Source organism: Klebsiella sp. w6, assembly GCF_033100215.1.
GTDB classification, from domain to species: domain Bacteria; phylum Pseudomonadota; class Gammaproteobacteria; order Enterobacterales; family Enterobacteriaceae; genus Klebsiella; species Klebsiella variicola.
Genome location: NZ_CP136907.1, coordinates 1,716,005 through 1,730,584, shown reverse-complemented (window position 1 = coordinate 1,730,584; position 14,580 = coordinate 1,716,005). Strand labels below are relative to the sequence as shown.

Below are 14,580 nucleotides of genomic sequence, written 5' to 3'. Positions count from 1 at the left end.
TGCCCTTACCGCCACCGAAAAAAGCGCAACGGGCGCCCAGCCGATGCTGGCAACCGTCAGAAAGGAGCGTTTACGACGTGGGGAAAGATAAGAAGAGACATCGCCTTCGCCGCCAGGGAGACCACGCGCATTCAGGCTTGATGGCCCTGTGCACACAACTACGGCGCTATGTTCCGATAGGTGGGATAAACGACTCATGCCTCTACACTGCACATTCCACAAAGAAAATCGTGCGCAGATTATAGCGCTGGTCGGCGGGAATAAAAATAAAAAAGCCTACTGATTAATGGATTACTCAAATGACACACATCATAAACATTCATTAAACAAGCAAAAAAAGAGCAATTTATTGATATCCATGAAGAAAAGAAAGCCACCATTGCGCGCTTTTAGCCCGTTTGATAAATAAACCGGGCACAAAAAATATAACTTTAAACAAACTTATGCCGGGCTCAATGGGTATTTGTTGCCTTTGTGTTTAGCCACAAATCGCTAAACCGCTGACAAGTCACAAGGTTATTATTCGGATGCTAACAGTCAAATGAGAAACGTTGTTATTTATCACCTTTTGCCACGGTTATTTTGCCAGAAAAAACGTCCTTCACCTCACGTCTGGCGGAGATGACGCGGCAAAGCAAGTGATCCCAACCGCAAGCCAGTGTAAAATCGGCACTTATGTAGAACGGGATATCCACACCCCGGAGGAAAAATATGAAGTTTTTGGTCACTGGTGCCGCAGGTTTTATCGGCTTTCATATCGCGCAGCGCCTGCTGAATGAAGGGCATGATGTTGTCGGGATCGACAACATGAACGACTATTATGACGTCAGCCTGAAGCAGGCCCGTCTGGATCGCCTGGCATCGCCGGCATTCCATTTCCAGCAGCTGGATCTGGCCGACCGGGAAGGTATGGCAAAGCTGTTCGCCGCAGAGCAATTTGATCGCGTGATCCACCTGGCCGCCCAGGCCGGTGTGCGTTACTCGCTGGAAAATCCGTATGCCTATGCGGACGCTAACCTGATGGGTTATCTGAACATTCTGGAAGGCTGCCGCCATACCAAAGTGAAACACCTGGTGTACGCCTCCTCCAGCTCGGTTTACGGCCTCAACCGTAAAATGCCGTTCTCTACCGAAGATTCCGTCGATCATCCGGTCTCCCTGTATGCCGCCACCAAGAAAGCCAATGAGCTGATGGCGCATACCTATTCCCATCTGTACAGCATCCCGACCACCGGGCTGCGCTTCTTTACGGTCTATGGCCCCTGGGGCCGCCCGGATATGGCGCTGTTCAAGTTCACGAAAGCGATGCTGGAAGGGAAAAGTATTGACGTCTACAACTACGGCAAAATGAAGCGCGACTTTACCTATATCGACGACATCGTCGAGGCGGTGGTGCGTGTTCAGGATGTGATCCCGCAGGCTAATGCCGACTGGACCGTTGAGAGCGGTTCCCCGGCCACCAGTTCCGCGCCATATCGGGTCTATAACATTGGCAACAGCTCGCCGGTGGAACTGATGGACTACATCACCGCCCTGGAAGAGGCGCTGGGGATGGAAGCGAAGAAGAATATGATGCCGATCCAGCCGGGCGATGTGCTGGACACCAGCGCAGACACCCAACCGCTATATGACCTGGTGGGTTTCAAGCCGCAGACGTCAGTGAAGGAAGGCGTGAAGAACTTCGTCGAGTGGTATAAGGATTACTATCAGATCTAATCCCCTGCCCTGCCGCAATCGTCAGGTTGCGGCAACCTCTTCTATGGAACCTCCGTTATCCTGACTATATGTCGACGGAATGCACATTCATTGTTTTATATATAATATTTTGTGCTATAGACAGATTTTTTGCCTTTTTTCTCGCACGCCTGAAACCAGTTTCATCCAGCCTTTTTCAAAAAAGCAAATATCCGCGCGCCAGGCACTCAAACTTTTCTGTCATCCATCCCAATTTGGTGAGTGGAAACAGCATTATATGCTGATTGAGCAAAAACATTACTCTCTGTAGGAATTTTCCTAAATCCAGGATATGTTAGAGCAAGCCATGCAACAGAACAAAACTGGTGCATTGCTTATCAAACTAATAATTCAATCAACATACGCTCTGTGGTAGATATTATGGAAAACCTATTTTTCTTAGTGGTGGCTGCCATACTACTTGCTGTTTCCGTTTATTTCTTGATTTCTTATTTAAAAGACAGAAAGAAAACGAAACTGACGTTTAATAAACGCAAGTGGTAAGGACCGCTCCGTATTGCAATTAGATTAAGATAACATTAAGAGATAAAAAAATGATATTACAGAATGAGCGTTCATTCTGCGTTTTGGTGTGGCATTAAGGCAAGAAAAAATAGTGTTAATCGCGCCCTGTTCATCATATTTCCATAGGGCATAAATAACAAAAGCCTGCGTTGCAGGCTTTGTTTTACCTCCCGGCGCTTATCTCCGGCATCTACATCACAGTGACGGTAGCTCTTCACAAGGTAAGTTTAACTTATCGGACCTGTTTTCAACCCGCAACGGGTTTCGTGCAGGATCGTTAGGCCCATCACAATTTATGAGGTAGACAATTCATTACAAAGCATACAGGCTTATGGTGTTGACATTCTCAATGTCGTCAAAGATGAGCCTAAAAAATGTCATAACTAGAGTCGCATGACATCATGATAGCCAGTAAAAATATTTTTCTTCGACATAAGCTTGTTAAGGAGCAACATCAGGAGAGAACAAAATATTGCTGCTATATATGTGATGTCCTGCTTAGTTGACTAGAAAAACTGATGATAAAGGCCATCAGTTTTTCATATTGGTAATCTCTTTATTCTTTTAAAGGCTCGAGAGTTACACTCTTAACCAATTACTCTATACATTCGCAATGTGTTACATATCATCCAGTAAATATAACCTTCATGATTCTGTATTTGCTAAAAAACTTACTAATTATTTTCTTTTGCATTAATGCAAGAATGGTCGCTACGGAAACTGCAAAGACATATTTAATTATAAAGTTTACGCTGGGGTTATAGCGGTAAAAGTACTCGACCACCGGAATATGCCACAAATAGATCCAGATTGTATTTGATGACATACTAAATAAAATAGATGGCAATCTTGCGGCAGGAAGGTATTTCTCAATAGCATAGAAGATCACTATAGTCATAACGACTGAATAAGATATATAATAAAGAGTAGGTGGATATTTGTAAACTTGCGGTCCATACACCACTTCGTGAGCAAGATAGTTATATATTACATATGTAATAAATACTGCTAAAAAAACAAAAAAAGCAAATAAAATTTGAATTTTATTATACGTTAAAAATTTATAACCGAGAATAAACACGGCGCCATATGAAATAGTAGGTAAAATTACATCGCTCAAGAAAGAGTATCGGTCACCAGGATAATCCTCACTTGTAAAAACAAATATACAAAGGCTCAACAATAGAACCAAAAGTGCTAGCAACGTCGTCAAATATCCATTTAGATTTTTTATACAATAAGCATAAAATGGAGATAAAATAGAAATTATTAAAAAAACCTTTATGATCCAAACATAACCAAAACCATCCAGTAGAAATGTTGAAGTGATATTATTAACCGTCAACAGATCCATAAATTTCAAAGGTTTAAACACATAAAGAACGAAAAAAAACATTATCAAAAAAGCCCATACGGGGAAAACAAGCCGTTGAAATCGAGAAAGTGAATAAGTTGCAAAACTAACATTACTAGCTTTTGATAAATAATATGACACACCTGAAACAAAAATCATCATTGGGACATCAAAAGTCCTAAACTGGAACAGAATTCCTGGAGGGTTAACATGGGCAAGAATAATGAGCAAAAGCCCCATAACTCTCATTATATCAATAGTCATATTTCTTTGCATTAAATCATCTCCCGAAAGTAACCATTTAATCTCATTATACATTCAAATCATGCATGCCATATGAATAAAGTTCTTTCATTATTATACTTAAAGTTATTAATAAATATTACTCACCATTGAGATTCTATTACCCCCATGTTTTTCAACGGCTTTTCGCGCATTAAAATCGATCCACCACGGAGATGAGAAATAAATGTCCATAGAATCATATTATATATTGAATAAGTTTATCTAATAGCATTGATTATTTTATAGATAGATAAAGATAATAATATATAAATAAAACTGGTGACACTGTTGTCACCAGTTTTGATTTGGTTAATCGTTACCAAACAGATCGCGGGTGTATACTTTGTCCGCCACATCCGCCAGCTCTTCCGCCATACGGTTAGAGATTATCACATCCGCCTCTTGTTTGAAGGCATCCAGGTCGCGCACGACGCGGGAGTTAAAGAACTCATCTTCCTGCATCACCGGTTCATAGATAATAACCGGAATACCTTTCGCCTTGATGCGCTTCATAATGCCCTGAATAGAAGAGGCACGGAAGTTGTCCGAACCACTCTTCATGATCAGGCGATACACACCCACCACTTTCGGCTTACGGGCGAGAATAGAATCCGCGATAAAGTCTTTACGGGTACGGTTAGCATCCACGATAGCCGCGATGATATTGTTCGGGACCGATTCGTAGTTCGCCAGCAGCTGCTTGGTATCTTTTGGCAGGCAGTAGCCGCCATAGCCAAAGGACGGGTTGTTGTAGTGGTTGCCGATACGCGGATCCAGGCATACCCCTTCGATAATCTGCTTGCTGTTCAGCCCCTGGCTTTCAGCATAGCTGTCGAGCTCGTTGAAATAGGCAACGCGCAGCGCCAGATAGGTGTTCGCGAACAGTTTGATCGCTTCCGCTTCAGTTGAGTCGGTAAACAGGGTCGGGATATCCTGCTTAATCGCGCCTTCTTTCAGCAGGTCAGCGAAACGTTCAGCACGCGCAGAGCGCTCACCAATAACAATGCGCGACGGGTGCAGGTTGTCGTACAGCGCACGGCCTTCACGCAGGAACTCAGGAGAGAAAATAACATTATCAATCCCTAAACGTTCTTTGATGTCACGGGTGAACCCCACCGGGATGGTCGATTTAATGATCATCACCGCGTTCGGGTTGATCTCTGTGACATCGCGAATAACCGCTTCCACTGTAGAGGTGTTGAAGTAGTTGGTTTTGGGATCATAATCGGTCGGCGTCGCAATGATCACGTAGTCAGCATTACGATAGGCGTCGTGCTTGTCCGTGGTGGCACGGAAATTTAACGGTTTTTCTGCCAGATATTCCTGAATCTCTTTATCCACAATCGGAGAGATCTTCTGGTTAAGCATATCCACTTTGGCCTGTACGATATCCAGAGCAACCACTTCGTGGTTTTGCGCAATCAGGACACCGTTCGATAAACCAACATAACCTGTACCGGAAATAGTAATTTTCATTCGATTACACTTTAATCAGTTAACTGGGTAATGGCGGATAGCCACGAATTTAAACATTGCTGTGGGCGGTTTTACGCTTTGACCAGTGGGATGTCAAGAATAAGCCATAAGGTCAATAATACGATTAAAATCTGACCCTATGGCTTCCATTATGGATAATGCATTACTTGAGAAGAGCTAAAATCTCTTCGGTTTTTGCATTCATTAATGCAGTATCCGCTCTGGATTCCACATTCAGACGCACCACCGGCTCGGTATTGGACGTGCGCAGGTTAAAGCGCCACTCAGGGTATTCAATACTGATACCGTCCGTTGTGTCGATGTGTGCGGCCGCCGGCTCATACTGCGCACGGATGCGCGCTATCGCCTCCGCCGCATTCCCCAGCTTGCGGTTGATCTCCCCCGACGCCGGGAACGCCGCCTGGCGGTCCGCCACCAGCGATTTCAGCGAGCTGTTCTTCAGGCACAGCAGCTCCGCCACCAGCAGCCACGGGATCATCCCGCTGTCGCAGTAGGCGAAGTCGCGGAAGTAATGGTGCGCGCTCATCTCCCCGCCGTAGATGGCGTCTTCCTGGCGCATCCGCTCCTTGATGAACGCATGCCCCGTCTTCGACATCACCGGCTGGCCGCCGCTGCGGGTCACGATGTCCACCGTGTTCCACGTCAGACGCGGGTCGTGAATGATTTTCGCCCCCGGCTGCTTCTGCAGGAACGCTTCCGCCAGCAGGCCGACAATGTAGTACCCCTCGATAAACGACGCCTCGTCATCGAACAGGAAGCAGCGGTCGAAGTCGCCGTCAAAGGCGATACCCATGTCCGCCTGATGCGCACGCACCGCATCGGCGGTGTCCTGACGGCACTCCGGCAGCAGCGGGTTCGGGATACCGTTCGGGAAATGGCCGTCCGGCTGGTGATGCACCTTGATAAAGGTCACCGGCGCCCCGGCCGCCGCGAAGCGTTTCTCCACCTCATCAATCACGTGCCCCGCCGCCCCGTTGCCGGAGTTCACCACCAGCTTCAGCGGACGGGTGAAGTTCGCCAGGTCCACGTAGCCCATCAGGTGGTCGACGTACTCCTTCAGCACCGAAATCTGACGCAGGGTCCCGCGACGCGCCGGGTCCACCGGCGGGAACTGGTTCTCCTCCGCCAGGCGCTGGATATCCCGCAGGCCGGTGTCGCCGCTGATGGGCTTCGCGTTCTCGCGCACCAGCTTCATGCCGTTGTAGTTCATCGGGTTATGGCTCGCCGTCACCTCGATGCCGCCGTCCACCCCGAGGTGGAAGGTGGCGAAGTAAATCTCTTCCGTGCCGCTCAGGCCGATATCCAGCACGTCGGTGCCGGCGTCCATCAGCCCGCGGGCCAGCGCCAGCTTCAGCGACTCGCTGGTGAGGCGCACATCGCCCCCCACCACTATCTTCCCGGGTTTCAGAAATTCGCCATAGGCGCGGCCGATACGGTAGGCGATGTCCTCGTTCAGCTCCTCGCCCAGTTCACCACGGATGTCATAAGCCTTAAAGCATGTTAACTGTGTCATTCTGCGTTTTGTCCCGAAAAAATTAGCAACGACCATACTGGTCTTTAATACGAATAATGTCGTCCTCGCCGAGGTACGACCCCGACTGGATCTCCAGCACTTCCAGCGGAATACGGCCCGGGTTTTCCAGGCTGTGCTCGGCGCCAATCGGAATAAAGGTGGACTGGTTCTCGGTCAGCAGGAACTGCTTGCCGTTGACCGTCACCTGGCCGGTGCCGGCGAGAATGACCCAGTGCTCGGCGCGGTGGTGGTGCATCTGCATCGAGAAGGCGCCGCCCGGTTTCACGGTGATACGGTTGACGTTGAAGCGCGGGGTCTGGACCACCACGTCGCAGCGGCCCCAGGGACGGTAAATCTCGCGGTGGCGCTTGTACTCGCTGCGCTGGTTCTGCTTGAGGAACTCGACCGCCTTCTTCACGTCCTGGGAACGCTCGCGGTTCATCACCAGCACGGCGTCCTTGGTGCTGACAATCACCAGGTTCTCCACGCCGATGGCCGCCACCAGCTTCTCGTCGCTGTTGATGTAGCAGTTTTCGCTGTTGTGCACCCAGGCGTCACCGCTGAGGACGTTACCCTGCTCGTCTTTCGGGCTGACCTCCCACAGGGCGGACCAGGAGCCGACGTCGCTCCAGTCGGCATCGAGACCGACCACCACCGCGTCGGCGGTTTTCTCCATCACCGCGTAGTCCACGGACTCGTCCGGGCACTCGCAGAAAATGTCATGCGGAATGCTGATGAAGTCGCTGCCGTTGTCGGCGGCATTGACCGCGGCCTGGCAGGCTTCGAGGATATCCGGGCGGAATTTGGCCAGCTCGGAGAGGTATTTTTTGGCGCGGAACATAAACATGCCGCTGTTCCAGTAGTACTCCCCGGAGGCGAGGTAGGCCTCAGCGCGCTCGCGGTCCGGCTTCTCCACGAAGCGGGCCACCTGGTACGGGGTGTGGGCGCTGTCGGTGAGGGCCACGCCGCGCTGGATGTAACCGTAGCCGGTTTCCGGGGCGTTCGGCACGATACCGAAGGTGACCAGATGGCCTTCATCGGCATACTGCTCGGCGACGCGGATGGCGTCGTGGAAGACCGGCTGGTTATTGATGATATGGTCGGCGGCGAGGACCAGCATCAGCGGGTCGTCGCCGTGGCGGGTGGCCTGAAGAGCCGCCAGGGCGATGGCCGGGGCGGTGTTGCGCCCGACCGGCTCAAGAATAATGTTGTTGGACAGCTTGTTGAGCTGGCGCAGCTGTTCGGCCACCAGGAAGCGGTGCTCTTCGTTACAGATGACCATCGGTTCATGGATTTCAAGGCCCGAGAGTCGGGTGATGGTTTCCTGCAGCATGGAGTTCTGCCCGTACAGCCGGAGGAACTGTTTCGGGTAAAGCTCGCGAGACATCGGCCAGAGACGACTGCCGGTACCGCCAGCCATTATCACAGGAAGTAACATATTAATTTCCTTTAATTAAAACCCTGTTATTTAACACCCAGTAATTTACTGAGGCCAGAAGCAGATTAATATAGGCGTACAAGATAATAAATATGGCAAATTCTTAAAAAGGTTAAAAATTAGATATTAGAAATATTTTTAGAAAGGAAATGCTTAAGGTCAGGTTGCAACATTAAATATAAAATTAAAAACAGTCAGGCCAATGGCCTGACTGTGTGAAGAAATTTATTCCAACCACTCTGTGTGGAATACACCTTCTTTATCAGTACGCTTATAAGTGTGTGCACCAAAGTAATCACGCTGAGCCTGAATCAGGTTAGCTGGCAGAACTGCGGAACGGTAGCTGTCGTAGTAAGCAATTGCGGCAGAGAACGTCGGTACCGGAATACCATTCTGCACAGCATAAGCAACGACATCACGCAGCGCCTGCTGATAGTCATCAGCGATCTGTTTGAAGTACGGTGCCAGCAGGAGGTTAGCAATGCCAGCGTTTTGCGCATAAGCATCGGTGATCTTCTGCAGGAACTGCGCACGAATGATACAGCCAGCGCGGAAAATCTTAGCGATCTCGCCGTAGTTAAGATCCCAGTTGTATTCATCGGAAGCAGCACGCAGCTGGGAGAAGCCCTGAGCATAGGAAACGATTTTACCGAGGTACAACGCGCGACGCACTTTTTCGATAAATTCAGCTTTATCTCCGGCCGGCTGAGCCTGCGGACCACTCAGCACTTTCGACGCGGCTACACGCTGGTCTTTTAGCGAAGAGATATAACGAGCAAATACGGACTCGGTAATAAGAGACAGAGGTTCGCCGAGATCCAGTGAGCTCTGGCTGGTCCACTTGCCGGTACCTTTGTTTGCAGCTTCATCAAGAATGACATCAACGAGGTATTTACCCTCTTCATCCTTTTTGGTGAAGATATCTTTGGTAATGTCGATCAGGTAGCTGCTCAGCTCGCCTTCATTCCATTCGGTGAAGGTTTGCGCCAGCTCTTCGTTGGAAAGCGCCAGACCGCCTTTCAACAGCGCATAAGCTTCAGCAATCAGCTGCATGTCGCCATACTCGATGCCGTTATGAACCATCTTCACATAATGGCCAGCGCCGTCAGCACCGATATAGGTGACACATGGCTCACCGTCTTCTGCAACCGCCGCGATCTGCTTCAGAATTGGAGCAACCAGTTCATAGGCTTCTTTTTGACCACCTGGCATGATGGAAGGCCCTTTCAGAGCCCCCTCTTCACCACCGGAAACACCGGTACCGATAAAGTTAAAACCTTCGGCAGACAGTTCGCGGTTACGACGGATGGTGTCCTGGAAGAAGGTGTTGCCGCCATCAATGATGATGTCGCCTTTATCGAGGTAAGGCTTCAGGGAATCGATGGCGCTGTCAGTACCAGCCCCAGCCTTCACCATCAACAGGATACGACGTGGTGTTTCGAGGGATTCAACAAACTCTTGTACTGTGTAGTAAGGAACCAGTTTCTTGCCTGGATTCTCGGCAATCACTTCTTCGGTCTTTTCACGGGAGCGGTTGAAAACGGAGACGGTATAACCACGGCTTTCGATGTTCAGCGCAAGGTTCCGCCCCATCACTGCCATACCGACAACCCCGATCTGTTGCTTGGACATTACATACTCCTGTCAGGTGTGGTCACTGCGACAAACTCGCAGCTTATATGTGATGATAATGTTAGCCCAAAGTACATAGAGCTCATAGTGAAAATTCATTATAAAGCACAAGAAAAAAATTATGTATTAAAAATGAACAGAGCAAACTTTAAGCGCATTACAAATCTAATATGCCGATTTATTAACAAAACCTTTAAAAACAGTCAGAAAAATAATTTTGAGATCTAACCATACACTCCAGCTTCTAATGTACATAAGATCATACTCGATACGTTTTTCCATTTTTTCAAGTGTATCGGTTTCACCTCTCCATCCATTGATTTGTGCCAAGCCGGTAATTCCTGGTTTTACTTTATGGCGCAACATATAACCTTGTATTAATGATCGATATTGCTCGTTATGAGAAACAGCATGCGGTCGAGGTCCAACAACAGACATTTGACCGAATAAAACATTAAAAAATTGAGGGAGTTCATCTAAAGAAGTTCTCCGAAGAAACTTACCAACTTTGGTAACACGAACATCATTTTTTGTAGCTTGAATAACTTTAGTGTCATTTTCCATAACGGTCATTGAGCGAAACTTCCAAACTCTTATAGGTTTACCATCCATACCGTAACGGATCTGGCGGAATATAACGGGGCCGGGTGAAGTCACTTTGACTATAACTGCAATAATGCATAATACTGGAGATATAAGAAGTAAAATAATTGAAGAAACAACGACATCTTCAATCCGTTTAAAGACCATATTAATACCATTGAGTGGAGTATCAAACAACGGAACTACCGGTACACCATTAATTTCTTCAGTTCGAGATTGCAATATATTGAAAGTAAAAACATCAGGAATAAGTAACACAGAGCATGTGGTATCCGTTAATTGAGAAATAATATCCCTCAATCTTGTTTCGTCTTTCATGCTCATTGCTATATATATACGATCAATTTTTCCTGAGCGAGCGTCTTCAACAAGTTCAGAGAGCGTCCCTCCATATGGGACATCCTCATAACCATCAATTTTAATATCGTCATAGACACCTTTAACAACAAACCCAAGCCAAGGAGCATTTTGAAAAGTTCTTAAAAGATTCAATCCAGCAGGTAACGAGCCTGCCACGGCAACTTTTCTCGTATTATAACCAATTTTTCTCAACATCCCCAAAATAATACGAATCGAAAGTCTACAAATAAACAAACCAAAACATACTATAAAAAACCATTGTAGAAAAATAATATAATCGATATTTAAATCTGCTAGTAGAGAAAAGCCACCTAATGAAAGCAATAGACTCAACGTCCAATTTTTAAATATTAAAATTATTTCAGCAGATAAATCAACTCCACGCCACGAACGATAAAAATCAGTTATACCACCTATCATTTGAAATATGACAAGCACAGTAAGAAATATAAGAATGTGTTTATACTGAACTGATTCCCCATTGAGTAAACAAGCAACATATATGCCGATAAAAATAATGCTAATATCAGAAAAACGCTGTACCATAGATAACAACGATGCATTAGCATTTGATCTAGTACGATGATGTGAGAATATCATAGTTATTTACTCTTTTGTAAATTCTGAACTGTTTAGAATCACTAATCCATTAAGATATTTATAAATATTCACAAAAACATATTTCAGACATAAAAACATCTTCGATCCAAAAAAAATAAAATTAGTTATAATGTTTTAGTAACAAAGAAGGAAGAAAATATTAACACAAGGCATAAAGCATAGCTTTTCGGAAAGAAAATTAAATCTAAAACATTAAATGCTACTTTTTTTTCTCGAGAATAGATTCTCCAGAGAAAAAACACCATTCAGAGAGAAAAGATGAATATGCATTTTTTTAAAAAATTTATAGAATAATATAGGCATTAAAATACCCAAAACGATTCCTAAAAAAAGATGGATACCCACATTGTAAACACCCAAAATTTTTGACATAAAAATCCTAACACCAGAACCCACCAAAACATGCATAAGATAAATTGGCATAGAATAACTGCCAAGGAAACATAGTAATTTTTTAATGAAAGATTTATCAAGCTTAGACAAAGCAATACAAAGGGCCACAATAACACCTGTTCCAATTAAGGAAAAAATAAGTGCTAAAACATTAAACTTGTAACCCATTACATTTTCAAATATGTATATTATTTGAAAGATAAAAGGGACTATAAAACTAGTTGCAAAAAAAACAGTATTCTTTTGTATTTTTATATCTAATCTATAGTACGAGAAAACTAATCCCGATAGTATAAACACAGAATTATGCACAATATAATTAAGGGGGTTTGTATCAAGGACATTTGAAAATGCCAGATAAATAAATATTGAAAGAAGAAAAGAAGAAACAATGACAAAAGTTGTATTTATTTTCAGTTTTTCTTTTAAAGTCAATATTAAAGAGATCAATATAAAATTTAAAAAAAGAGAATATAAAAACCAAAATTGAGCTCTGGGATGCCAAAGTAACCCAAAAACATCAGAAAGCCTTACATTTCCGTTAGTATATTTTGACAATAAGAATTCGGTCAGGCCTTGTATAATACTCCAAATAATATAAGGATAAAGTATTGTATCTACTTTATTAAAAATAAAGGATGGAAGACCGCGAACTTGAAAACTTTTCATTAAGAAAAGCCCAGAAAGGAAGAAGAACAACGGCATATGAAAGGAATATATTAAAGAATCGATAAAATGAAACCATTTAGTATCGCTTATGATCCCGGAATTATATAAACCTCTTGAGATATGTCCGTAGACTACAAGTACTATCCCAAAACCTTTGGCGTAATCAACCCATTCATTCCTGTTTGCATTCTGCATAATTACCTCAATGTGATTTAGTTTGGTATAATATATTACCTTGAGTTTTTGAATGCGGCTGTTCCGTATGAATTCTTATATTTCCTGCTGAATCATCCCAAATATAAAAATCACCAAGTTTTAAAAAATAAACGTTATCGTGATCAGCTTCGTTTGACCCTATTGCCAAGCTACAGTTTAATTCTAATGAATTATCTACAATTTTAGATGCAGAGATAGTTAAAGGAGAATTATTGTGATCATAAAAAACAAACTCGCCCCTATTTGTTATTTCTAATATTTTACGTCTAGCTTCAGTACTCTCGACTATGAAAGCTGGCTTGGTGTTATCATTACTAACAATTTTTTTGAATTCAGTTTCTGAACCCAATGTAGCATAATCATTGTTAATTATAGTTGATTTTAAACCATTTACTGGAGATATCATATAACTACTTTTATCGAAACTATCGCCAATTAAAGAACCTGAAGCACCATCATCTAACTCAAGAAGGTATTTTGGCCGTTGACTTTTTTCAGAATATGTAAAGTGCGAATTCCCTGTAATTCCAACTCCATGTACATTCTTTGAGAGAAAAATATTTGAGTATTGTCCTGATTGTGACTTAGAGTTATTAAAGAAAAAGTTGTTTACGATAAGATGGCCTTGTTTGCTAGGACTTTTACTTAAGATAATAATTCCATGCTCACCATTACTATTAATAACATTACTAGCAAGGTAACCGTTAATAGCATTATTTTTTAAAACAATACCGTTACGATGATTGAAATATATATCACTATTTGAAATCCTATTGGTAGGTTGCCCAAGGACTACACCATTTCCTTCTTTAGTATATCCAATAGCGCAATGAGATATATTCCAATCGACACCGTTTATTACGATGCAGTCATCATTGCTGTACTCAAATTGACAATTATCAAGTATTCCCATATGACGACCATATTCGGATAGTAGACAATGTCCTGAAAAAGAGTTTATATTACAATTATACATTAAAATAGAAGGTGAGTATTGTTTAGTATCGTTTTTCGCTATATACAAACCATTCAATGGTGAGCTTTGATTTACATTTCTGGCCGAGATGGTCAAGTCATAAAAAGTGGGTGATTCAGGGCAAGTAATAGTAATAAAGTTACCAGAAACTCCGTCAAGAGGAATTAAGGCCGCATCGATTCGTCTTCCGGCACCTTTAATAATAAGTGGACCATTAATGAAGAGATTTCGAGCACGATATTTTTTGGGTGCCAAGATAAGAACTTTGTTAATTGAGGCATCAAGCGCATTCTGTAAAGCAGTTGTATCATCGGTGCTTCCATCCCCTTTTGCCCCAAAAAACTCTGGTTCCATTAAGTATGTATTTTCACGCTTCCAGCGCCTTCCATCTGAAATAATAATTGTTCCATCATTATCTTTGCTGGTTTTATCATTTTCATCATAGTAAAACACACCTCCGCCTTCATTAGAAGAGGGGTAATAACCTTTTACACTAATTCGTTGGCCATGGTTTTCAGGAATAATTGTTCTTAATTCGTTAATCGATTCACATTGTCCGATTAACGCTAAACCTGTAGGTTTTGATAGTGCTGATGCGATTTCAAAATTTGAATTGTCACCAGAAGCTGGAGGTCTTGAATTATTTTGCGCCTTATTGGCCGAGATTTTAGTGACTTCAGCAGATTGACTTTTATTAGACAATCCCATATATGCTAAGGTTGCAATAAAAGATTTAAACAACAAGCTTCTTCTTTTCAATTTGC

The 14,580-nt window shown here is 44.0% G+C and carries 10 protein-coding genes; 2 read left to right on the top strand and 8 right to left on the bottom strand.

Annotation, left to right across the window (positions count from 1 at the left end; translation table 11 throughout):
- Positions 1–711 precede the first annotated feature (711 nt).
- Both R0140_RS08305 and R0140_RS08300 read left to right on the top strand, forming a co-directional pair.
- Positions 712–1,716: an NAD-dependent epimerase gene (locus tag R0140_RS08305; protein ID WP_008804104.1), complete on the top strand. Its 1,005-nt coding sequence runs from the start codon at positions 712–714 to the stop codon at positions 1,714–1,716.
- 399 nt (positions 1,717–2,115) lie between these two features.
- Positions 2,116–2,238 carry a small membrane protein gene (locus R0140_RS08300; protein ID WP_004144151.1) on the top strand — a complete coding sequence of 41 codons (123 nt, stop codon included), beginning with the start codon at positions 2,116–2,118 and terminating at the stop codon, positions 2,236–2,238.
- 646 nt (positions 2,239–2,884) lie between these two features.
- On the opposite strand, the gene R0140_RS08295 is transcribed toward R0140_RS08300, so the two are convergent.
- The 8 genes from R0140_RS08295 to R0140_RS08260 form a co-directional block, all read right to left on the bottom strand.
- Positions 2,885–3,889, bottom strand: a complete 1,005-nt coding sequence (locus R0140_RS08295; protein WP_233443935.1) for an acyltransferase family protein — start codon at positions 3,887–3,889, stop codon at positions 2,885–2,887.
- Between the two features lie 318 nt (positions 3,890–4,207).
- Positions 4,208–5,374: a UDP-glucose 6-dehydrogenase gene (gene ugd / locus R0140_RS08290; protein ID WP_000704907.1), complete on the bottom strand. Its 1,167-nt coding sequence runs from the start codon at positions 5,372–5,374 to the stop codon at positions 4,208–4,210.
- 163 nt (positions 5,375–5,537) lie between these two features.
- Positions 5,538–6,908 carry an O9 family phosphomannomutase RfbK gene (rfbK, locus tag R0140_RS08285; RefSeq protein WP_004899416.1) on the bottom strand — a complete coding sequence of 457 codons (1,371 nt, stop codon included), beginning with the start codon at positions 6,906–6,908 and terminating at the stop codon, positions 5,538–5,540.
- A gap of 22 nt (positions 6,909–6,930) precedes the next feature.
- On the bottom strand, positions 6,931–8,346 hold the full coding sequence (locus R0140_RS08280) for a mannose-1-phosphate guanylyltransferase/mannose-6-phosphate isomerase (RefSeq protein WP_012967599.1): 1,416 nt from the start codon (positions 8,344–8,346) through the stop codon (positions 6,931–6,933).
- A 225-nt stretch (positions 8,347–8,571) separates the two neighbouring features.
- A complete protein-coding gene (gndA, locus tag R0140_RS08275) occupies positions 8,572–9,978 on the bottom strand; it encodes an NADP-dependent phosphogluconate dehydrogenase (RefSeq protein WP_000043543.1) in 1,407 nt (468 codons plus the stop codon).
- A 165-nt stretch (positions 9,979–10,143) separates the two neighbouring features.
- A complete protein-coding gene (gene wcaJ, locus R0140_RS08270; protein ID WP_012541089.1) occupies positions 10,144–11,541 on the bottom strand; it encodes an undecaprenyl-phosphate glucose phosphotransferase in 1,398 nt (465 codons plus the stop codon).
- A 213-nt stretch (positions 11,542–11,754) separates the two neighbouring features.
- Entirely contained in the window at positions 11,755–12,819 is a 1,065-nt protein-coding gene (locus tag R0140_RS08265) for an acyltransferase family protein (RefSeq protein ID WP_255944474.1), read from the bottom strand.
- 7 nt (positions 12,820–12,826) lie between these two features.
- Positions 12,827–14,575 (bottom strand): right-handed parallel beta-helix repeat-containing protein, encoded by a 1,749-nt coding sequence (locus tag R0140_RS08260; protein ID WP_131032960.1) that lies wholly within the window; start codon positions 14,573–14,575, stop codon positions 12,827–12,829.
- Positions 14,576–14,580 lie beyond the last annotated feature (5 nt).

Coding starts and splice junctions, on each gene's coding strand:
- ugd (WP_000704907.1), bottom strand. CDS start 5,374: ATGAAAATTACTATTTCCGGTACAGGTTATGTTGGTTTATCGAACGGT.
- rfbK (WP_004899416.1), bottom strand. CDS start 6,908: ATGACACAGTTAACATGCTTTAAGGCTTATGACATCCGTGGTGAACTG.
- R0140_RS08265 (WP_255944474.1), bottom strand. CDS start 12,819: ATGCAGAATGCAAACAGGAATGAATGGGTTGATTACGCCAAAGGTTTT.
- R0140_RS08280 (WP_012967599.1), bottom strand. CDS start 8,346: ATGTTACTTCCTGTGATAATGGCTGGCGGTACCGGCAGTCGTCTCTGG.
- R0140_RS08300 (WP_004144151.1), top strand. CDS start 2,116: ATGGAAAACCTATTTTTCTTAGTGGTGGCTGCCATACTACTTGCTGTT.
- wcaJ (WP_012541089.1), bottom strand. CDS start 11,541: ATGATATTCTCACATCATCGTACTAGATCAAATGCTAATGCATCGTTG.
- R0140_RS08305 (WP_008804104.1), top strand. CDS start 712: ATGAAGTTTTTGGTCACTGGTGCCGCAGGTTTTATCGGCTTTCATATC.
- gndA (WP_000043543.1), bottom strand. CDS start 9,978: ATGTCCAAGCAACAGATCGGGGTTGTCGGTATGGCAGTGATGGGGCGG.
- R0140_RS08295 (WP_233443935.1), bottom strand. CDS start 3,889: ATGCAAAGAAATATGACTATTGATATAATGAGAGTTATGGGGCTTTTG.